21 protein-coding genes and 1 tRNA gene are annotated in these 18,746 nt (G+C 40.2%); 16 read left to right on the forward strand and 6 right to left on the reverse strand.

Annotated features, from left to right (window positions below; genetic code table 11):
- Entirely contained in the window at positions 1 to 1,029 is a 1,029-nt protein-coding gene (locus ACOYVE_RS09450; protein WP_014857154.1) for a glycosyltransferase family 9 protein, read from the reverse strand.
- A gap of 145 nt (positions 1,030 to 1,174) precedes the next feature.
- Here ACOYVE_RS09450 and ACOYVE_RS09455 point away from each other — a divergent pair, with 145 nt between their 5' ends.
- Both ACOYVE_RS09455 and ACOYVE_RS09460 read left to right on the forward strand, forming a co-directional pair.
- Positions 1,175 to 2,299, forward strand: a complete 1,125-nt coding sequence (locus tag ACOYVE_RS09455) for an endo-1,4-beta-xylanase (protein WP_014857155.1) — start codon at positions 1,175 to 1,177, stop codon at positions 2,297 to 2,299.
- A gap of 10 nt (positions 2,300 to 2,309) precedes the next feature.
- A complete protein-coding gene (locus ACOYVE_RS09460) occupies positions 2,310 to 4,472 on the forward strand; it encodes an alpha-glucuronidase family glycosyl hydrolase (protein WP_014857156.1) in 2,163 nt (720 codons plus the stop codon).
- On the opposite strand, the gene ACOYVE_RS09465 is transcribed toward ACOYVE_RS09460, so the two are convergent.
- Positions 4,469 to 6,046 (reverse strand): NFACT RNA binding domain-containing protein, encoded by a 1,578-nt coding sequence (locus ACOYVE_RS09465; protein WP_422881669.1) that lies wholly within the window; start codon positions 6,044 to 6,046, stop codon positions 4,469 to 4,471. The genes ACOYVE_RS09460 and ACOYVE_RS09465 overlap by 4 nt on opposite strands.
- A gap of 4 nt (positions 6,047 to 6,050) precedes the next feature.
- Positions 6,051 to 7,301 (reverse strand): putative sugar nucleotidyl transferase, encoded by a 1,251-nt coding sequence (locus ACOYVE_RS09470; protein ID WP_422881670.1) that lies wholly within the window; start codon positions 7,299 to 7,301, stop codon positions 6,051 to 6,053.
- Positions 7,302 to 7,424: 123 nt separating this feature from the next.
- Between ACOYVE_RS09470 and ACOYVE_RS09475 the strand changes: the two genes are divergently transcribed.
- From ACOYVE_RS09475 to ACOYVE_RS09515, 9 genes are all read left to right on the forward strand, one after another.
- Entirely contained in the window at positions 7,425 to 8,138 is a 714-nt protein-coding gene (locus ACOYVE_RS09475) for a PASTA domain-containing protein (protein ID WP_014857160.1), read from the forward strand.
- Between the two features lie 9 nt (positions 8,139 to 8,147).
- Positions 8,148 to 8,816: a ribulose-phosphate 3-epimerase gene (gene rpe, locus ACOYVE_RS09480; RefSeq protein WP_014857161.1), complete on the forward strand. Its 669-nt coding sequence runs from the start codon at positions 8,148 to 8,150 to the stop codon at positions 8,814 to 8,816.
- A 12-nt stretch (positions 8,817 to 8,828) separates the two neighbouring features.
- A complete protein-coding gene (gene folP, locus ACOYVE_RS09485) occupies positions 8,829 to 10,016 on the forward strand; it encodes a dihydropteroate synthase (RefSeq protein ID WP_422881672.1) in 1,188 nt (395 codons plus the stop codon).
- On the forward strand, positions 10,009 to 10,827 hold the full coding sequence (cdaA, locus tag ACOYVE_RS09490) for a diadenylate cyclase CdaA (RefSeq protein ID WP_014857163.1): 819 nt from the start codon (positions 10,009 to 10,011) through the stop codon (positions 10,825 to 10,827). Before folP ends, cdaA begins: the two co-directional genes overlap by 8 nt.
- Before the next feature lie 70 nt (positions 10,828 to 10,897).
- Positions 10,898 to 11,575, forward strand: coding sequence for a metal-dependent hydrolase (locus tag ACOYVE_RS09495; RefSeq protein WP_014857164.1), 678 nt, complete (start codon positions 10,898 to 10,900; stop codon positions 11,573 to 11,575).
- Position 11,576: 1 nt separating this feature from the next.
- Entirely contained in the window at positions 11,577 to 12,365 is a 789-nt protein-coding gene (locus ACOYVE_RS09500) for a ParA family protein (protein ID WP_422881674.1), read from the forward strand.
- Between the two features lie 6 nt (positions 12,366 to 12,371).
- On the forward strand, positions 12,372 to 13,313 hold the full coding sequence (locus ACOYVE_RS09505; protein ID WP_422881676.1) for a ParB/RepB/Spo0J family partition protein: 942 nt from the start codon (positions 12,372 to 12,374) through the stop codon (positions 13,311 to 13,313).
- Positions 13,285 to 13,791, forward strand: a complete 507-nt coding sequence (locus ACOYVE_RS09510; RefSeq protein ID WP_422881678.1) for a DUF5683 domain-containing protein — start codon at positions 13,285 to 13,287, stop codon at positions 13,789 to 13,791. Before ACOYVE_RS09505 ends, ACOYVE_RS09510 begins: the two co-directional genes overlap by 29 nt.
- Before the next feature lies 1 nt (position 13,792).
- Positions 13,793 to 14,506 carry a YIP1 family protein gene (locus tag ACOYVE_RS09515; protein ID WP_422881679.1) on the forward strand — a complete coding sequence of 238 codons (714 nt, stop codon included), beginning with the start codon at positions 13,793 to 13,795 and terminating at the stop codon, positions 14,504 to 14,506.
- Here ACOYVE_RS09515 and ACOYVE_RS09520 read toward each other — a convergent pair.
- Positions 14,454 to 15,392, reverse strand: a complete 939-nt coding sequence (locus ACOYVE_RS09520; protein ID WP_014857168.1) for a Ppx/GppA phosphatase family protein — start codon at positions 15,390 to 15,392, stop codon at positions 14,454 to 14,456. The two genes, ACOYVE_RS09515 and ACOYVE_RS09520, sit on opposite strands and share 53 nt — an antisense overlap.
- Positions 15,393 to 15,446: 54 nt before the next feature.
- Here ACOYVE_RS09520 and ACOYVE_RS09525 point away from each other — a divergent pair, with 54 nt between their 5' ends.
- The 5 genes from ACOYVE_RS09525 (at position 15,447) to ACOYVE_RS09545 (ending at position 17,148) form a co-directional block, all read left to right on the forward strand.
- Positions 15,447 to 15,944, forward strand: a complete 498-nt coding sequence (locus tag ACOYVE_RS09525; protein ID WP_014857169.1) for a hypothetical protein — start codon at positions 15,447 to 15,449, stop codon at positions 15,942 to 15,944.
- Positions 15,941 to 16,213 carry a hypothetical protein gene (locus ACOYVE_RS09530; RefSeq protein WP_014857170.1) on the forward strand — a complete coding sequence of 91 codons (273 nt, stop codon included), beginning with the start codon at positions 15,941 to 15,943 and terminating at the stop codon, positions 16,211 to 16,213. The genes ACOYVE_RS09525 and ACOYVE_RS09530 overlap by 4 nt, the downstream gene beginning before the upstream one ends.
- The gene (locus ACOYVE_RS09535) at positions 16,210 to 16,635 is read left to right on the forward strand and encodes a type II 3-dehydroquinate dehydratase (protein WP_014857171.1); all 426 of its coding nucleotides are present in this window, start codon (positions 16,210 to 16,212) and stop codon (positions 16,633 to 16,635) included. Before ACOYVE_RS09530 ends, ACOYVE_RS09535 begins: the two co-directional genes overlap by 4 nt.
- A 64-nt stretch (positions 16,636 to 16,699) precedes the next feature.
- Complete coding sequence (locus tag ACOYVE_RS09540; RefSeq protein WP_014857172.1) at positions 16,700 to 17,074, forward strand: MerR family transcriptional regulator; 375 nt, start codon at positions 16,700 to 16,702, stop codon at positions 17,072 to 17,074.
- A tRNA-Pro gene (locus tag ACOYVE_RS09545) sits at positions 17,075 to 17,148 on the forward strand.
- A 38-nt stretch (positions 17,149 to 17,186) separates the two neighbouring features.
- Here the strand turns inward: ACOYVE_RS09545 and ACOYVE_RS09550 are convergent.
- Entirely contained in the window at positions 17,187 to 17,618 is a 432-nt protein-coding gene (locus ACOYVE_RS09550) for a phosphohydrolase (protein ID WP_014857173.1), read from the reverse strand.
- Positions 17,619 to 17,621: 3 nt separating this feature from the next.
- Entirely contained in the window at positions 17,622 to 18,524 is a 903-nt protein-coding gene (locus ACOYVE_RS09555; RefSeq protein ID WP_422881682.1) for a hypothetical protein, read from the reverse strand.
- Positions 18,525 to 18,746 lie beyond the last annotated feature (222 nt).

The raw sequence follows: 18,746 nt of genomic DNA on the forward strand, positions 1-18,746 counted from the left end.
TTAAATCCGTATGCTGTTTTTGTTAAGCAGGATGTCAATTTTGGTCAGGAACAGATTCTCCGGAATATCTCTGAAGCATTCCTGATTTTTCGGACATTCGAGCAGATTACACATTATGCAATCCAGATCGTTTAGAATCAGATATTCGTGCCTGTCCCCAAACGGTCCCTGATGCAAAGGATTGGTAGGACCGTGCAGAGAAAGCGCCGGAGTATCGATTGCAGTTGAAATATGCATCGGTCCGCTGTCGTTAGCCACAATAAAAGCGCATCTGCTCATTAGCGCAGCCATCTGTTCTATTGTAGTAGGAGGAGCCAGATACGCATCGTCTCCTACGGTTTCTTTAATCCTTATTGCGTCTTCGTATTCCGAAGGTCCCCATAAAATCAAAAGCGGTATGTCATATTTTTTGTTGAGCGCTTTGGCGAGTTCGGCTAATTTTTCGGGGGGACATCTTTTCGACTGCCACCCTCCGGTAGGGGATATTCCTGCAAATATTTTTCCATTGAGATTATTCCGTTCCAGAAATTCTTCCGCAAATCGTTCGTCTTCTTTTCCGAAATAGAAATGAAGTCTGGGATTGTCGTCTGCAGGTATTCCGACCGATTTAAGAACTTCGAGATGAAGTTCTGCCGCATGGTATTTACCGCGCTCCTGCGGTCCGTATAGATTGTACGCGTATTTCCTTCCTCTATACGGAAATCCGATTCTGTATTTTGCGCCGCTTAAAAATGTGATTTGAGCGGTAGACGGATTCGAATAGAAATCGAATACGATATCGTATTTCCTTTTGCGTATTTCAGCTATTAATCCGAGTTTATTAATAATGCCTGACTTGGGATAAGTTAAAACGGAATTTACCTGCGAAAGCCCTTTCAGCCAGGCAGCGGAAGGCTTATCCGTCAGATAATCGATTTTTGCTTCCGGAAAAAAATTCAATAGGTTATCGAGTACTACAGTAGAAAGGACAACGTCTCCGATACCTCGCAGTTTAATAATAAGTATTTTTTTAATCGATTGATCCGTCAATTTAGATACCGTATTAAATTATTTCAAAAATAGGAAAAAAAGCTCACACGGGAAAACCGTATTCGAATTACCTTTTTTTAAAAATATTTTGAAAAAATTTCTTAATCTTGACGTAACAAATTTACAAAAATAATGTGGGGGACTAATGAAGTTATTGACAGCTTCAATTCTATTTTCTTTATTATTCACAGCATTTCCCGCCGAATTGAATTCCCAGACGCTTAAAGACGCATTCAAAGATTATTTCCTGATCGGATGCGCTATCAGCGATTTCCAGGCGGCAGGGAAAGAGCCGAAAGCTTTGGAAATTGCGGCCGAACAGTTTAATACAATAACGCCGGAAAATATGCTCAAGTGGGAAAGAGTTCATCCCGAGCCCGATAGATTTGATTTTGAACTTCCCGACAGATTGGTGGAGTTCGGTCAAAAAAACGGGATGTTCATTGTCGGACACACGCTCGTCTGGCACAACCAAACTCCGGATTGGGTTTTTAAGGACGACAATGGAAACTACCTCAATAGAGAACAACTGCTTGCAAGATTGAAAGAACATATATATACGGTAGTCGGCAGATACAAAGGAAAAATTAAAGGATGGGACGTTGTAAACGAAGCCGTCGACGAAGACGGTTCTTTGCGCAAAACCAAATGGCTCGAAATTATAGGAGAAGATTATATCGAAAAAGCTTTTGAATTTGCGCGCGAAGCCGACCCCGACGCGGAGCTCTATTATAACGACTTCAATACCTGGCATAAAGCCAAAAGAGAAGGCATAATGAGGTTAATCAAAAATTTGCTCGACAAGGGGATAAAGATTGACGGCATCGGTCTCCAGGGGCATTGGGGATTGGATTATCCGGCATTGGACGAACTCGACGAAAGCCTGAAAGAATATTCTTCGACCGGTTTGAAAATAATGATTACCGAACTCGACATCAACATTCTTCCGACGCCAAACAACTATACTGGAGCCGAAATTACTACAAATTTTGAATTACAAAAAAAATACAATCCCTATCCCGACGGACTTCCGGATTCAATGCAAACGGTATTAGCCGAAAGATATGCGGAATTATTCGGAAAATTCCTCAAATATCGCGATTCGATCTCCCGTGTAACATTCTGGGGAATTCACGACGGGCATTCATGGCTTAACAACTGGCCAATCAGGGGAAGAACTTCCTATCCTCTTTTATTCGACAGGGAACTTAAACCCAAACCGGCTTTTAATGCAGTAATCAAAACCGTTAACGAAATTAAATGCAATTGAGGAATTACAGATGAAATACTTGTTTTCTATTCTCGTCTTTATGGCGGCAATCAACATTACAAATGCGGAAGACGGATACAAACTCTGGCTCAGATACGACAAAATCGATAATCCAGTTTTAATCGAAAAATACAGGCAGTTAATTAAAGGATATTCGTTTAAAGGCAATTCGCCTTCAATTAAAGTTGCGGAAAAAGAATTGAATCTCGCATTGAATAAATTATTGGATTGCGAAATACAAACTCTCGATAATTTGCGCTCAAACGTAATATTAGCGGGAGCGCATAAAAATATTACGTTGAATTTGCCGGAAGAAATAAGCAATAAATTAAAGACCATCGGCGACGAAGGATATATAATTAAAACCTTTGAAACGGAAGGGAAACGAATAACATTAATTACAGCCAACGCCGATATTGGCGTACTCTACGGCACATTTCATTTTATTCGTCTTCTTCAAATGCAAAGCGATATCGACAATCTGAATATTGTCGAATCGCCATTAATAAAACTAAGACTCTTAAATCATTGGGATAATCTGGACAGAACGGTAGAAAGGGGTTATGCCGGATTTTCGATTTGGAACTGGCATCTTCTGCCGGATTACATCGATCCGCGTTATAAAGACTATGCCAGAGCAAACGCTTCGATTGGCGTTAACGGGACGGTACTTACAAATGTGAATGCCAATTCTCTGGTATTAACAAAACAATATTTGAAAAAAGCCGCGGCTCTTGCCGATGTCTTCAGACCTTACGGGATTAAAGTATATTTAACGGCGCGGTTCAGCGCTCCGATTGAAATAGGAAAATTATCGACCGCCGACCCGTTAAATCCCGAGGTTCGCAAATGGTGGAAAGAAAAAGCAAAAGAGATTTACGAATTGATACCCGATTTCGGAGGATTTCTCGTAAAAGCCAATTCCGAAGGGCAGCCCGGTCCGCAGAATTACGGCAGGAGCCATTCCGACGGAGCCAATATGTTAGCGGAAGCCGTTGAACATTACGGCGGCGTTGTTATGTGGCGAGCGTTTGTTTATGACAATAACGTGCCCGAAGATCGCGCCAAGCAGGCTTACAACGAATTCAAACCTTTAGACGGAAAATTCAAGGACAACGTATTGATCCAGGTCAAAAACGGACCGATCGATTTTCAGCCTCGCGAACCTTTTCATCCGCTCTTCGGCGCAATGCCCGAAACTCCTCTTATGATGGAATTTCAAATTACTCAGGAGTATTTGGGGCAGGGAACGCATCTGGTCTATCTGGCTCCTCTTTTCAAGGAATGCATCGAGTCAGATACTTACGCCAAAGGCGCAGGCTCGACCGTTGCAAAAGTTATCGACGGCTCTTTGGACAATCATGCTTTAACCGGAATTGCGGGAGTATCGAATATCGGCAACGATCGGAACTGGACAGGTCATCTCTTCGGACAGTCGAACTGGTACGCTTTCGGAAGACTCGCATGGAATCATAATTTAACTTCGGAACAAATTGCGGAAGAATGGATACGTCTTACATTCGGAAATAAAAACGAGATTGTCGAAATAATTAAAAATATAATGATGCCTTCTCGGGAAAATACGGTTAATTATATGACGCCGCTCGGACTTCATCATATTATGGGATGGGACCACCATTACGGACCGGCTCCGTGGATAAAAGATAAACCTCGCGCAGAATGGACGTCGGTCTATTATCACCGCGCCGACAGCAACGGTATCGGTTTCGACAGAACCGTAAACGGAAGCAACGCTGTAAGTCAATATCATTCGCCGGTTTCGGAAATATTCAATTCCCTCGAAAAATGTCCTGAAAAATATCTGCTCTGGTTCCACCACGTCCCGTGGGATTACAAGATGAAGTCCGGGAAAACATTATGGGAGGAATTGTGCAATCATTATTATGCCGGCGTCGATTCCGTAAGGTCGATGAGTAAAAAATGGAAGCAGCTTGAAGGCAAGATCGACAGCGAACTTTTCGATCACGTAAGCATGTTGATGAAAATTCAGGAAGACGAAGCTGTCTGGTGGCGTAACGCGTGTGTTTTATATTTTCAAACTTTCTCTAAGCTTCCGATACCGGAAGGATTCGAAAAACCGGATAAGACGCTTGAATATTATCAAAGTCTTGAATTCCCGTACGCACCGGGAATCCGTCCCAAATGGCATTAATCTACAACTTCGCATCCGGGAGGTATTTCAGGTTTTACCAGAAGTACCTCTTCTTTTAATAAAGCCACTTTGCCGGGCTCCATCCCTTTTTTCTTTACCACATACTTCTTAAAAGTGTAACTGACGGGCGCCAAGCCTGCTGTTTTGGCTTTGCTGTAGAATGCCGCAATCGAAGCGGCTTTTTTCAATACCGATTTCGGGACAACTTCTTTCGGATTGTCCGTACGTAAAACTACATGCGAACCCGATACCGAGCGGGCGTGGAACCAGTAATCGTTTTGCTTTGCAAAACGGAGCGTGAGTTCGTCGTTGTTTTTGCTATCCTTGCCTACGTATACGTTATATTTACCGTCGATAATAAAATGTCTGAAATTCGGTCGCGATTTATCCTGCATTTCCATCTTCTTTTTAATCCCGAGTTGTTTCTCGATAGTTTGCAATTCTTCCAATGTAAGTTCCTTATTGAGCTTTTCGTCCAATTCTTTAAGAATGTCGTATTTATTCTTCAGTTCGTTGTAGAGCTCGATCGATTTCTCGTATTCTATTTTTTCCGACTTGGCTTTTTCGAAATATCTGTCGATGTTTTTTTGAGGAGATAATTTCGGGTCGAGTTTTATTGTTACGTTGTTGCCTTCCATATCCTTTGCTTCAATTTTATCGAGTCCTTTTTTTAGCGCGGAAATATTCATAAGAAGCAGATTGCCGTAATTGGCATATTCCTTTTCTCTTGAGCCTTTTTCTATTCTGGATTTAAGATTATTAAGTTTGGCGGACATTCTTTCCAATTCGCCGGCGACATGCTTTTTTAAGGTTGCCGTCAACACTTTCTCTTTCGACAACGAATAATAATTCGACAGATAGGCATTCATAGCCTCCTGGTAAGAATCGTATTTTCCGATTATTTCCGCAACTTCGCCCGTATACGGTTGAAATATCAACGACGCGCCCGACTTGTCCTTGGCGACGATTATTTCATTAAACAGAATATCCGTAATCAACGATTTTAATTCCACGCCGTTTTCCAAAAACTCCGTTTTCATTTTCCTGTCGATGAATTTATAACGACTCGTTAATTCTTCATTGTTCATGTTTTGAAGGTTGCTCAAAATATGATCGTAAGAAGAAACAAATACGCACTTATCTATTTCTTCGGTTATATTTTTCAGTTTGTCGTCGTCGGTTTTCTTGAAAGGGAAGAAATTGTTTTCCGGATCTTGAAGAATAATGTTAGTATTTGCTCCTCTGATTAAAAAATAAAAATTAAAGTTGTCGCACGAGAATCTTATAATCCGGTCGTTATCGGCAATTTCCACTTTGTTAATTTTCGAAGGCAAAAACTCATCGAAGAAATTTCTGTAATTTTTTTTTGCCTTCGAATGGTTATTTCGGAGCAGCAGATACGGCATTTGCGGATTTGTTGAAATGATTAGATGTCTGTTGTCGTAATTGTAATCCGGTATGGAAATAAACAGCTTATCTTTTTCCTGAGTATAAATTTCTCTTGCCGGATGATCTATTATCAACTCGCGGAGTTCGATTACGGCTCTTAACAGGTATAAATAGTTTTTGAACATGGCGTCAATATTTACGTTCTATTTCGGAAAGTTCGAAAACCTTTCTCAATAACTTCTCGTCGCTTTCGGTAAATTCGACATTGCGGCGCGCTGTTACAATACGCGCAAGCTCAATCGATTTATCGATGTCGAAGACAGACATCTCGTCGATACAGCCCCACGTAAAAGAAGGTATGAATTTCGGCGGAAATCCGTTCCCGAAAACATTACACATTACGCCGCAAATTGTGCCCGTATTGAATTTGGTTCCGATTGCGCTTTTCGAATGGTCTCCCATTATTAAACCGAGAAAGCGAAGTCCGGTATCTATTTTTTTATTGTTCAGGTTTACGGTAATACCGCCGTAATTATTTTTCAGGTCGCTGTTATTGGTTCCGGCACCCAAGTTAACCCAGCTTCCCAGATACGAATGCCCGAGGAAGCCCCCGTGCTGTTTATTCGAATAAGATTGAATAATCGAGTCTTCCACTTCGCCGCCAACTTTGGAATATTTACCGATCGACGCGCCGTGATAGATAGTACTGTTGGCTTTGATTATTGAATTTCTTCCGATAAATGCCGGTCCTTTAATCATGCTGTTCGACATTATATGAACGTTTTCGTCGATATAAACCGGACCGTCGGATGCGTCAATAAAAACAAACGGCTCTATTTTAACGTCTTTGCCGATGTGAATCGATTTCTTGTGCTGCAGTTCCACTTTCTTGAATTTCGGGTGTACTGCGGTTTTAATCTTCCCGGAATATTTAAGAAGCGTTTTGAAATCGGTTTCTATCTCTTTTCCGTTGTAATTTATAAGTTCCCACGGATATTGAATAAGCTCGGTTTCGATTTCTTTTTCGTTAAACTTGAAATTGTCGAATTGCGGTAGAAAATCCGAATCATAAATTTTTTTAAGATTATCCGCATCGATAATGCCGGCTATGAAATTCTTACCGGAAACCAGAGCTTCGCCCGTCTGCAGTTTACTTATTTCCGACCTGAGCTTTCTGTTCATTAAAACCCGTCCGTTAATCATCAGCGCTTCTCCGGCTTCGGGCAGAAGGTTAATGCGGTAATTCTTCTTTTTTTCTCTGTAATTTTCCTCCAGGTATTTTCGGCAGGTAAGATAAATTTCACTCCCTGCAAATGAATACTCAATTTTTGAGAGTAAACTGAAAATACCCGTCCTAAGCTCGTATACGGGTCTGAGATAAGAAAGTGGTAATAAATCCCGAAAACCAGTATCTTCAAATATTAAAATTATCTTTTTCATAGTTAATCCTTAGTTTAAAGAAAACTTATGAATTTTTGCCTTTATCCTCAAAAAGAGGAAACAAAATCAATCCAAAGTTTATTATTTTTGTTTCTAAAATAGATAAATCATATGAAAAATTGGATGAAAAGTTTTTTGATTAAATCGTTGCTGGTAATACTGGGATTTGTGGTATTGTTTTTTGCGGTCGACAAAATTATAATGCCTTATGTAGTAAGCGCCGACGAATATAAAGTTCCCGACGTTGTGGGACTACATAAAAACGTGGCAGTCGAAATTCTTAAAAAGAGCAATCTGGAACCGATAATTAATCGTTCCAGATACGACGAAAGATATCCGAAAGACCACGTGATTTTTCAAAATCCAAAGCCCAATACTATAGTCAAAGAAGGAAGGAAAATATATCTGACGGTAAGCGGAGGACTTCAAAAAGTGCAAATGCCGTTTTTAATCAACAAGTCGGTGCGCGACGCGCGAATCACTCTGGAAAGAATGGGTCTGCAGATAGATACTCTTATCGAAGTTGAATCCGAACTGCCCGTCGGAACAATTGCCGAGCAGGAATATACCGAAGGGACATTTATACCCGTCGGTACGAAAGTCAAACTGAAAGTGAGTATCGGTCCCCAAATAGGAAAAGTACGCGTGCCGAGACTGATAGGCAAATCCCTGACGGAAGCCGAAGCAATATTAAAACGTAATTCGCTGAGAGTCGGTCTGAAAACATACATCCATTCTTCTAATTATTTACCGAATACGGTGGTCGACCAGCAGCCTTCGGAAAACAGTCTCATCAGTGTGGGAGACAGCGTTAACGTAGTTCTGATTCAAAACTGAGAGAAGATAATGAACGCTAAAAAGAAATTACTGGCGCCGTCGATTTTATCGGCTGATTTTACAAATTTGTCCCAACAAATTCGTTATGTGGAATTGGCCAATGCCGATATAATCCATTGCGATATAATGGACGGTCATTTCGTCCCGAATTTTACGTTCGGACCTATGGTGGTCGAGGCGGTTAATCGTATAACGAATTTACCTCTCGACGTCCATTTAATGATTAAAAATCCGGATAATTTGATAGATAAATTCATAGATGCCGGCGCCGATTTTATTACTGTCCACCAGGAAGAAGTCGTCCATCTGCACAGAACAATCGAATATATTAAAAGCAAAGGAGCAAAAGCGGGAGTCGCGCTCAATCCATCCACTCCCGTCGACACTCTTCAGGAAGTTCTGGAATATCTCGATATGGTTCTTATAATGTCCGTAAATCCCGGATTCGGAGGACAGAAATTTATTGAAAGGTCAATCGATAAAATCGCCGCTCTCGACCGAATAAGAAACGAGAAAAATTACGACTTCTTAATCGAAGTCGACGGCGGCATATATAACGGCAATATCGAAAGAATTTCAAAAGCCGGATGCAATGTATTTGTGGCCGGTTCGACTATCTTCTGCAGCGACAATATTACTGCCGCTGCGGTCGAATTGAAAAATCTGATTAATAAGTAGCGGAGCTTTCTGTTGATCATTCAACTTATCGACATTTTCTATCCGTATATATTCAAGAGGTACGGAACTAAATATAATATTTACCGCGACCTCTATGAAAAAGATCTGCTGGCGATAGAATTTCGCACTGTGGAAAAGAAATTAGCCGGCCGTATAAAAAAAATTATACTGGCTAACAAGGAAATTTGCTATCTCGCGGAAAATTCGAACCCTGCCGGAGAATATTGCGACTTGCTTTCTATCGGCTCGCTTACATTTTTCAAAGAACTTGCCAAAGAAATTATTGCAATCGGAAACGAAGACACCGGATTGCGACTTTCAAGATTGTTGCACAATTTGACGAACTATGATAAATACAAGATAGAGATCGGCAATAAAGAGTTTAATATGTCGCGAGCGTACGTTGTAGGAATCTTAAACGTAACGCCGGATTCTTTTTCGGACGGGGGAAAATTTTATGAAAAGAACAAAGCGATTGAACACGCTCTTGGATTGATTGAAGACGGAGCCGATATTATTGATGTCGGAGGCGAATCTTCCAGACCCGGCGCCGATCCCGTTCCGGCAGACGAAGAAATGAACCGCGTACTGCCGGTAATCGAAGAGATAATAAAATCCGATCCGGAAATATTAATCTCCGTCGATACGACAAAATCCAAAGTTGCCGAAGAAGCGTTGAAAGCCGGAGCCAAAATTATAAACGATATCAGTTCGTTTGCTTTCGACCCTGAAATGCCGGCTATTATAAAAAAGTACGACGCCGCTGCAATACTGATGCACATGAAAGGAACTCCCAAATCGATGCAGAATAATCCCGAATACAAAGACGTGGTTAACGATATTTACGATTATTTCACGGAAACATGCAATAACGCTGAAAAATTCGGCTTAAAGAAACTAATTATCGATCCCGGCATCGGATTCGGGAAAAAAGTGCATCATAATTATGAATTGTTGAACAGACTCGACGAATTCAAAGGAATCGGATATCCGATTTTAATCGGATTATCCAGAAAATCGTTTTTGGGAAAATCGCTCGATTTGCCTGTCGAATTAAGAGATGCTCCCACATTGGCAGCAGAAACGCTTGCCGTTAGCAAAGGAGCGCGATTTATCAGAACGCATAATGTTCGAAACGGTAAGTACGCCGCCCTTGTCAACAATTTTGTAGAAAATCCGGAATTATCGATAAATGATTGAGTTATTTAAAATAGGTTTTATTACCGTAACGTTAGTTGATATAATCGACATAGCTCTGGTGTCGTTTATATTTTATAAACTTTATTCCGCCATCAGGGGAACCATAGCGGCGCAAATTTTCTATGGACTGCTTATTGTATTATTTCTTTCATTTATAGCTCAGGCGGCAAACTTCAAAGCCCTTGGCTGGATACTCAAATTGATTTCGGACATTTGGGTTATAGCATTCATCATATTATTTCAGCCGGAAATACGGCGTATATTAGTAATGCTCGGCAGAAGTCCGCTTCTGAAAATATTCATCAAAACCGACGAAAGCAACGTAGCCGAAATAATAGCCGAAAGCGCTTTTGAGCTGGCGCAGCATCAACACGGCGCTTTAATGGTAATCGTAAGAACCGTCGGTATAAAAAGCGTGGTCGAAACCGGCGAAATAATCAACGCAAAAGTTTCGAAAAATTTAATTCGTTCGATCTTTTTTCCGCGCTCGCCGTTGCACGACGGAGCGGTAGTTATTCATAACGACTTAATCGAAGCGGCAAGGTGTACGCTCCCGCTGTCCAACGTAACGAGTTTGGACGGCAATCCGTTAGGAATGAGGCACCGCGCAGGTCTTGGAATTTCGGAACAAGCCGACGTAATTTGCGTTATTGTATCGGAGGAAACAGCAAGCATTTCGATTGCCGACAACGGCAAGCTGATAAGAGGCATATCGCGGGAAGAATTGCGCAATTACCTTTTGAACAATTTACGAGCCGGGAAAGAACGAAAAATCACATCGCTTTGGAAAATTTTACGCAGAAAAAAATAACCTGTATGATTTTGTCAGAAACACGCAATTCGTTATTATTAGAAGTCAAAATTAATACGGGGAGGGGAAGATGAAATTAAGATATTTTTCTCATTCGGCGTTTCAGATAACTACAAACGGCGGCATTAAGATTCTGATCGACCCTTTTTTAACGGGCAACCCGACGGCTCCCGTTAAAGCCGAAGAGGTGACTGCGGATTATATCATCCTTACTCACGGTCACGGAGACCATCTGGGCGATTCTTTTACCATTGCAAAAAAGTGCGATTCAACATTTATTTGTGTCAACGAATTGGCTAACTATTGCGCTAAGGAAGGATTCAAGGCTCATAATATGCATATTGGCGGAAGCTACAACTTCGATTTCGGAAGAGTAAAATTTACAATTGCCCATCACGGTTCGATGACGCCCGACAATTATTACGCAGGCGAACCGTCGGGGGTTGTCCTTTCTATCGACGGTAAGAATTTGTATCACACGGGCGACACAGGACTTTTTTACGATATGAAGTTAATCGGCGAAATGACTCCCCTCGATTATATGCTCGTCCCGATTGGCGATAATTTTACAATGGGAATTACCGACGCTGTAAAAGCAGTTGAACTTGCAAATCCCAAAGTGGCGATTCCGATGCATTACAATACTTTTCCGGTAATCGAAGCCGACCCGTACGAATTCAAATCGAAGGTGGAGGCGCTCGGTAAAAAATCGATAGTGCTTAATTACGGAGAAGAAATAGAACTTTAACATGGCAAAAAAAATAGTCATAGCAAATCAAAAAGGCGGAGTGGGAAAAACCACCACTGCCATTAACCTCTCCGCCTCGGTAGCTGCCGCCGAATTCAGAACGCTTTTGATCGATATCGACCCGCAGGCAAATTCCACCTCCGGTATCGGTATCGATAAATACGACAAGACAGTTTATAATGTTTTGGTCGGTTTGAATTCGGCCAATGAATCGATTATAAATTCTTATATGCCTTTCCTCGATATATTGCCGTCGAATATTAATCTGGTCGGAGCCGAAGTCGAACTGGTATCCCTGGAAAACAGGGAGCACCTTCTTAAAAACGCGCTTCAGGAAGTAGAAGAAAAATACGACTTTATTTTTATCGATTGTCCTCCGTCGCTCGGTCTGTTGACTTTGAATGCGCTCGTCGCAGCAGACTCCGTATTAATTCCCGTGCAATGCGAGTATTTTGCCCTCGAAGGCTTGGGACAGTTGCTCAATACTATCAACATAGTCAAAAAAAGTTTCAATCCGGAATTATCAATCGAAGGCGTATTGCTTACAATGTTCGACAAGCGCTTACGACTGAGCCAACAGGTTGTCGAAGAAGTCAAAAAATATTTCGGGGAAAAGGTATACGAAACGGTAATAAACAGAAACGTAAAGCTTTCGGAAGCTCCCAGTTATGCAAAACCAGTTATTTTGTACGACGCCACGTCGGTGGGAGCGCAGAATTATATGTCGTTGGCTTATGAATTGCTCGAAAGAAATAATTTAAAACTCAACGCCGTTAAGGAAAAGGAGTAGGAGATTATGAAGTCAGCTTTAGGAAGGGGATTGGATGCGCTGATTAATCCCCAGCTAAAAGAGAAATTGGACGCTCCGGTAGCCGTCTCAGGCAAAGACATACCCAAAGACGACGGCAAATCGTACGATATACTCGCCAAAATTTCCGTCAATCAAATTTATCCTAATCCGTACCAGCCGAGGACTCACTTTGAACCTCAAGCGCTCGAAGAATTGAAATTATCGATACTCCAGAACGGTCTTATTCAGCCCGTTACCGTACGCAGAATCGACAAAGATAAATACGAACTTATTTCAGGCGAAAGAAGACTGAGAGCGTGCAAAGATATCGGATTGAAAGAGATTCCCGCATATATTATTAAAGTAGACACAAAAGAAGCAATGCTTGCGCTCTCTTTGATCGAGAACATTCAAAGAGAGAAATTAAATCCGATTGAAGTCGCCGTCGCATATAAACGTCTGAGAGACGAATGCAATCTGTCGCATGAAGAAATTGCTGAAAGAGTCGGTAAAGACCGCACTACCATTACAAACTTTATCCGGCTCCTTAAATTGCCCGAACCCATTCAACAGAGCTTGATCGAAAATAAGATATCAAACGGTCACGCAAGGGCTTTGATCAATCTGTCTAATCCGAAACTTCAACTTCAAATTCACGACAAAATATTAAAACAGAATCTTTCCGTACGTAAAGTTGAAGAACTGGTAAGAAAATTAAACGACCTGAAAAACAATAAAGACAAAAAGGAAAAATTCGCTTCCTCGATAACAACGGAATCGGCTTCGCAAAGAAATATTGAAGAACGTTTGCAGCGAATACTCGGCACTAAAGTGCATTGCAACGTAAAGAAGAACGGAGCAGGCCAAATTGTAATCGAATTCTATTCAAATGACGAATTGGAAAGATTATTTGAACTCTTTGAAATTATCAACAGCAATTACAATTAGCGTTATAATCCTATTAGTAACTTTTAATAATTCCTCATTCGGACAAACATCCGAACCGGATTCGGATGCAAGAACCGATACCACTCAATTTATAATGCATAAATCGCCGATGGGAGCTGTTTTAAGGAGCGCATTAATACCAGGATGGGGACAAATTTATAACGAATCGTACTGGAAAGCCCCGATAATTTGGGGGGCGCTCGGCGTACTGGGCTATTTCTGGGTCGATAACAACGACCAGTACAAACATTTCAGGGACCTGTACGTCCAAAGTATCGACGAAAATAATCCAAATGGAAATTTGCGATATTATGACCAGCGGGAATTTTACAGAGACCAGCGAGATTTGACCGCGGTTTTTATCGGTCTTTCTTATCTGATCAACATTCTCGACGCTTACGTGGACGCGCACTTATACGATTTCGACGTTTCCGCCGGGACAAACAACATGACTTTATCATTAAGAATAAGTTTTTAATATGAAGAACAGCGTCAGATGCAATAATTGTTCTACAGAAAATCCGTTCTATCTACTTACTTGTGAAAATTGCAAGGCATTCCTTCGAACTAAAGTGCCCAATATCGATTTCTGGCACACTACGTCAAAGTTATTCGAATCTCCGGTAAAAGCGGCGGAACTTTTAATTCATGCCGACCATAAAAACTTTTTATTGACTGTAATAATTCTGGCCGCATTAAAAATTTCATTGACGGCGGGAATTCTTTCAAATGTTTTTTCGGGAGGAGAGGGCAGCCTTCAAAATATATTCGTCGCTTTAAGCTCGTTGCCGATTTCATTTATATTATTAATGTTGGCATGGTCGGTTCTAATGACGCTAATCCTGAAAATTACGGGCGTCAAAAGCCGTTTCAAAGACAATCTCGCTATCTATTCCTACTCGTTTATACCTATTATCTTCACATTAATTATACTTACGCCGGTCGAATACGCCTTGTTCGGTCAATATTGGTTTTCCTTCAATCCTACCCCGTTTGCAATCAAATATATTCCGTCTATTGTTCTTTCGATTATTGAAGGGATATTTATAGTTTGGAGTATGTTTCTGGCTATATGCGCCACTTATGCGCAGTCGCGAAGTCTCTTTTTTTCGATTCTAATCGGCGCTCTGTTTCTAATCGTTACGGTTGGGATTCCCGTATATTTAGCTTATGTATTAAATAATCCAGTATAAGACCGTACCTCAATCCGCGGCTGTTAACGTGCAGTTCCCGGATTTCCGTCAATTCCATAAAAACTTTTAATATACCGGCTCCTGCGGTTATTAAATCCTCGCGCCCTTCGACTACCTGTCCGAAATTCACAAGAATTTCTTTACTCGTCATATTCTTAAGTCGATCATATAACCGACTGATATCATTGAAGTTGAGTAGAGTATTGTCAACCACATTTTCATCGTACAATTTAATATTCATTTTAATGCAGGCGAGGGTGGTGGGAGTGCCGGCAATTGCAATTGTATACTCGCCCAATTCGGAGACCGATTTCAATTCGCGGAATTTTTCCGCAGTTTCTTTTTCCATTGCCGACAATTCGGAATCGAGCGGAGGATTATGCTTCAGATATTTTTCAGTCAAGTATACGACCCCTAAAGGGAAACTCTTCCGGTATAAAATTTCCGTCTTATTTCCGGAAATTATTTCCGTGCTTCCGCCTCCGATATCGATCAACGATTTTGATTTTCCGTCTTCGAACGGGTAGGCCGAACCGACGAACGAAAGCCTGGCTTCTTCTTCACCGCTAATAATATTCAACTTCCAGCCGTATCTTTCATTTATCTCTTTGGCAATATGTTTGCCGTTTGAGGCTATTCTGAAAGCATTTGTCGCCGCCGCAAGAACCGTTTTACAATTATATTCCTCAATAATTTTTTGATATTCGTCCAGCGTCTTATATAATCTCTCGATATTTTCATCGGGAAACGGTTCGCCTTTTTTCAGATTTTTCGAGATGCGCGGAGCCCGGTAAAAATTTTTTATTGTCTTGATTTCCGAATCCGTAACTTTCGCTATCAAAAGCAAGACGGTATTGGAGCCCAGGTCGATAGAAGCAATAGTCATTTTTTTTTCATATTTTTTAATCCGAAAAATAGACAAATTTTTCGGATAAATTTGATGAAAGCAAAAATTTTCCCGTTGTTGGCGGCTCTGTTCTATCTTTCGTGGATGTGCGGAATTCTTTCCGACTTACTTATTTCATTTCAGCTATTTGAACCGAAAGGACTTGTCTTAAAAGAAATTTTTGCTCAAACGGATTTAACCGCGGGTTTACTTTTATTTGCTCCCGCAATTACATTGAAATTAATCAGTTATCCGTTGTTGCTTATATCAATTGTGTTCTATTTAATCTTTATTAAGCCGCAACTTAAGAAAGAAGGCTGGCTACTAATCATTTTATTATTGATAATAATAACAGCTCCGTTCAATATTTATTTATTGTTCAAAGACTATCGACTGTTGATGGAAATAATCAATTTGAGGCCCGCGGCTGAAACTATTGCCCTTATTAGAGAACGGTTTATTGTACTCGACGGTTTTCCTTTAATAAATCTGTTCGTCTATCTTGGGATGTTGTTCATCGCAATTATTAAACCTTTACAAAAGACAACATGAAAATCAAAGAAAAAGAATTCGAGAATATTTTACAGGATCTCAAACAGATAGCACTACAGATGGGAGCAAAAGTGCGTTTCGAAAGGGGAGACTTTAAAGGGGGATATTGCATAATGAAAGAAGACAAAATCATTGTCATCAATAAATTATCCCCGCTACAAAAAAAAGTGCTCATACTTTCAAACGCTTTAAAAGAATTGGGAGTTGACGAAGTTTATCTCACACCCAGAATGAGAGAAATAATAGAACAATTGAGCGACAACACATGAAAATACTTGTAATTAACGGACCTAACCTTAATCTCTTAAAGCTTCGCAACCCGGATTTCTACGGCAATAACGATCTGAAGTCAATTGAAGATACGCTACGCCGTAGATTTCCCGATATCGAATTCGTATTTTTTCAGTCGCCGGACGAATCGAATATAGTCAAGAGAATTAACGAACCGGCAGGATTCGACGGAATTCTGATTAATCCGGGCGGGTATTCGCACACTAGCGTTGCCATACGAGACGCTCTTGAAATTTGTCCTTTACCCAAAGTGGAAGTCCATTTATCGAATATTCAGAGCAGGGACAGTTTCAGAAAAGTTTCGTTAACCGCTTCAGTTTGCGACGGTTATATAAGCGGATTTAAGACTCTCAGTTATATTTTAGGCGTTCATGCGCTGATAGATTTAATCGGCAAGTAAATTTAATCTTGCTAATTTAATGTATTTACGTTATTTTACTTCAAGTAAGTAAAAAGGTAAATGCATGAAAGATTTCGGTCTGAAAAAGTTATATTATTCTATAAGCGAAGTCAGTAAAATCACCGGTTTGGAGCAATATATTCTGAGATACTGGGAAACCGAATTCGAGCAGCTTAAACCGAGCAAGAACAGAGCGGGCAACCGAATCTATACTAACAAAGACATCAAATTAATTTTAGAAATTAAAAAATTACTCCGGGAAGAAAAATATACTATCGAAGGCGCAAAAAAGATATTGTCGGGATTGAATAAATCCCCGGAAAAGGATAACTTTGCAGTTCAAAACGATATGACTCCGGAAAAGAACGGTAAGCGCGAACTAAAAGAAGACCTGGAAGAGATTAAAAAGTTTTTGATTGAATTGAAAGAAAAACTCTGACGGAACGTAGCGCAGCCCGGTAGCGCACTTGAATGGGGTTCAAGGGGTCGCGGGTTCGAATCCCGCCGTTCCGACTTAAAAAGCCCTGTAATTAAATTACAGGGCTTTTCATTTATAATGAGAATAATTTTCTGTATGCTCTATGATATTTTTTAATGCGTTCGATATCTGTTTCTTTTAATTCTGATAATCTTTTTATATCAAGATTGTCCGTCAGATCGTTAATTTTTACCTTTGCCGCCAATTTGTTTTTACAAACTCTTTCGATAAACTCGTCATACGATTCGCCTTCTTTTTTTGTCAATGCTGTCAAAGCGTCGACAATGTAAGAGGGGAAACCTTTCGATTTCAAATCGAGCTCCGTCCAATCTGTGTCTTCCAAAAGGTCGTGCAAGACGCCGCAAATCTTCTCATCGAGAGTAGTTCCCATATTCATTACTCTGAAAAGGTGACCGAAATACGGAGCGCCGTTTTTATCGGTCTGGTTTCGATGCGCTTCCTGCGCAATCAGCATAGCTTCGTATAATAATTTTTCTTTTTCCATTTTTTATCCAGAATTATTTATGATAGAATAAAATTGGTACATGTTATAGTCGATATCTTTTTTGAGTTTTATCGAATCGGCAAGTTTGGAAATTTCTTGATCGTGGTTAAGTCCGTTTAAAAAATCGCGCAAATTCTTTGCAGCCGTCTCTTTTTTGATACCCGACCTCAAGAAATTTTTAATTAATGTCACAAATTTTATAAATCTGTCGTCGTATAATTTCATCACTTCATAAATAACTTCTTCGTAGAAAATCAGCCGGAGTATCTTTTCAAACTTATGACGTTCAATTATATCTTCGGCTGCCGATGCAATTAACTTAAGCGCGTTTGTAAGGGCTGTATCCTTGGATAATTTATAATCGAGAAATTTCTTTAGATCGTCCGTTCTAAAATCATAATAGAGGCTACCCGCTATCATGACTCCGTAAGGGGAAAGTTTCCAGGTATGGAAAAAATATTGAGAGTCGGAACGGAGCATTCCGAATTTTCTCAATTCGTTCGAGGCGAATCTCGTATTTGTGATAAATCGCTGCGCTCCGGTTTTGGTTTTTGCATAGTCGCCCGGTCGTAAAAAATCTTTTAATTCTTCCATAAAAGACGAACTTATTTCCAGGGCGCTACGGTCGTTGTTGTAATTTTTGAATAAATACATCAGCAGGGGAATGATGAGATGATATTTCGAAAACGCATTCGAATAGCTGAATTCTTTCTCGTATTTCTTAAGTTGATCGTCTTCAAAATTTTCGTGCTTCGAGTCAATAATCCCGAGCCTGGCTTTTAAATACCACGATTGATATTCGAGCAATCGGAGTAAACGATTAATATTTCTCAAAAGACTTTCGTCCTTTGAATTTTCATAATTGAGTACGAGTTTATTTATTGAGTCAATGATTTCATTATTCACATTTGCTCCGTCGTTATGATGATAATTCAAAGCGCTATCGATATACAAATATATTAATTAATCGGATTATATATTATCAATTTTTAAAACTAATTTTTATTTATCGACAACAAATCAGATATTTTTGGAAAAAATTATATGGTCGTTATTACGTTACGCAAAATGGAGTTTTTGAAATCGCTTACCTTGTTTACCTTTATTATGTGAAATGTATATCTTATA

The sequence above is a fragment of the Melioribacter sp. genome, from assembly GCF_049325435.1.
Taxonomy (GTDB): domain Bacteria; phylum Bacteroidota; class Ignavibacteria; order Ignavibacteriales; family Melioribacteraceae; genus Melioribacter; species Melioribacter roseus.

Excerpts from the sequence above, each read along its gene's own strand:
- ACOYVE_RS09455 (WP_014857155.1), top strand. The coding sequence starts at position 1,175 with ATGAAGTTATTGACAGCTTCAATTCTATTTTCTTTATTATTCACAGCA.
- ACOYVE_RS09460 (WP_014857156.1), top strand. The coding sequence starts at position 2,310 with ATGAAATACTTGTTTTCTATTCTCGTCTTTATGGCGGCAATCAACATT.
- ACOYVE_RS09465 (WP_422881669.1), bottom strand. The coding sequence starts at position 6,046 with ATGTTCAAAAACTATTTATACCTGTTAAGAGCCGTAATCGAACTCCGC.
- ACOYVE_RS09470 (WP_422881670.1), bottom strand. The coding sequence starts at position 7,301 with ATGAAAAAGATAATTTTAATATTTGAAGATACTGGTTTTCGGGATTTA.
- ACOYVE_RS09475 (WP_014857160.1), top strand. The coding sequence starts at position 7,425 with ATGAAAAGTTTTTTGATTAAATCGTTGCTGGTAATACTGGGATTTGTG.
- rpe (WP_014857161.1), top strand. The coding sequence starts at position 8,148 with ATGAACGCTAAAAAGAAATTACTGGCGCCGTCGATTTTATCGGCTGAT.
- cdaA (WP_014857163.1), top strand. The coding sequence starts at position 10,009 with ATGATTGAGTTATTTAAAATAGGTTTTATTACCGTAACGTTAGTTGAT.
- ACOYVE_RS09495 (WP_014857164.1), top strand. The coding sequence starts at position 10,898 with ATGAAATTAAGATATTTTTCTCATTCGGCGTTTCAGATAACTACAAAC.
- ACOYVE_RS09500 (WP_422881674.1), top strand. The coding sequence starts at position 11,577 with ATGGCAAAAAAAATAGTCATAGCAAATCAAAAAGGCGGAGTGGGAAAA.
- ACOYVE_RS09505 (WP_422881676.1), top strand. The coding sequence starts at position 12,372 with ATGAAGTCAGCTTTAGGAAGGGGATTGGATGCGCTGATTAATCCCCAG.
- ACOYVE_RS09515 (WP_422881679.1), top strand. The coding sequence starts at position 13,793 with ATGAAGAACAGCGTCAGATGCAATAATTGTTCTACAGAAAATCCGTTC.
- ACOYVE_RS09520 (WP_014857168.1), bottom strand. The coding sequence starts at position 15,392 with ATGACTATTGCTTCTATCGACCTGGGCTCCAATACCGTCTTGCTTTTG.
- ACOYVE_RS09525 (WP_014857169.1), top strand. The coding sequence starts at position 15,447 with ATGAAAGCAAAAATTTTCCCGTTGTTGGCGGCTCTGTTCTATCTTTCG.
- ACOYVE_RS09530 (WP_014857170.1), top strand. The coding sequence starts at position 15,941 with ATGAAAATCAAAGAAAAAGAATTCGAGAATATTTTACAGGATCTCAAA.
- ACOYVE_RS09535 (WP_014857171.1), top strand. The coding sequence starts at position 16,210 with ATGAAAATACTTGTAATTAACGGACCTAACCTTAATCTCTTAAAGCTT.
- ACOYVE_RS09540 (WP_014857172.1), top strand. The coding sequence starts at position 16,700 with ATGAAAGATTTCGGTCTGAAAAAGTTATATTATTCTATAAGCGAAGTC.
- ACOYVE_RS09550 (WP_014857173.1), bottom strand. The coding sequence starts at position 17,618 with ATGGAAAAAGAAAAATTATTATACGAAGCTATGCTGATTGCGCAGGAA.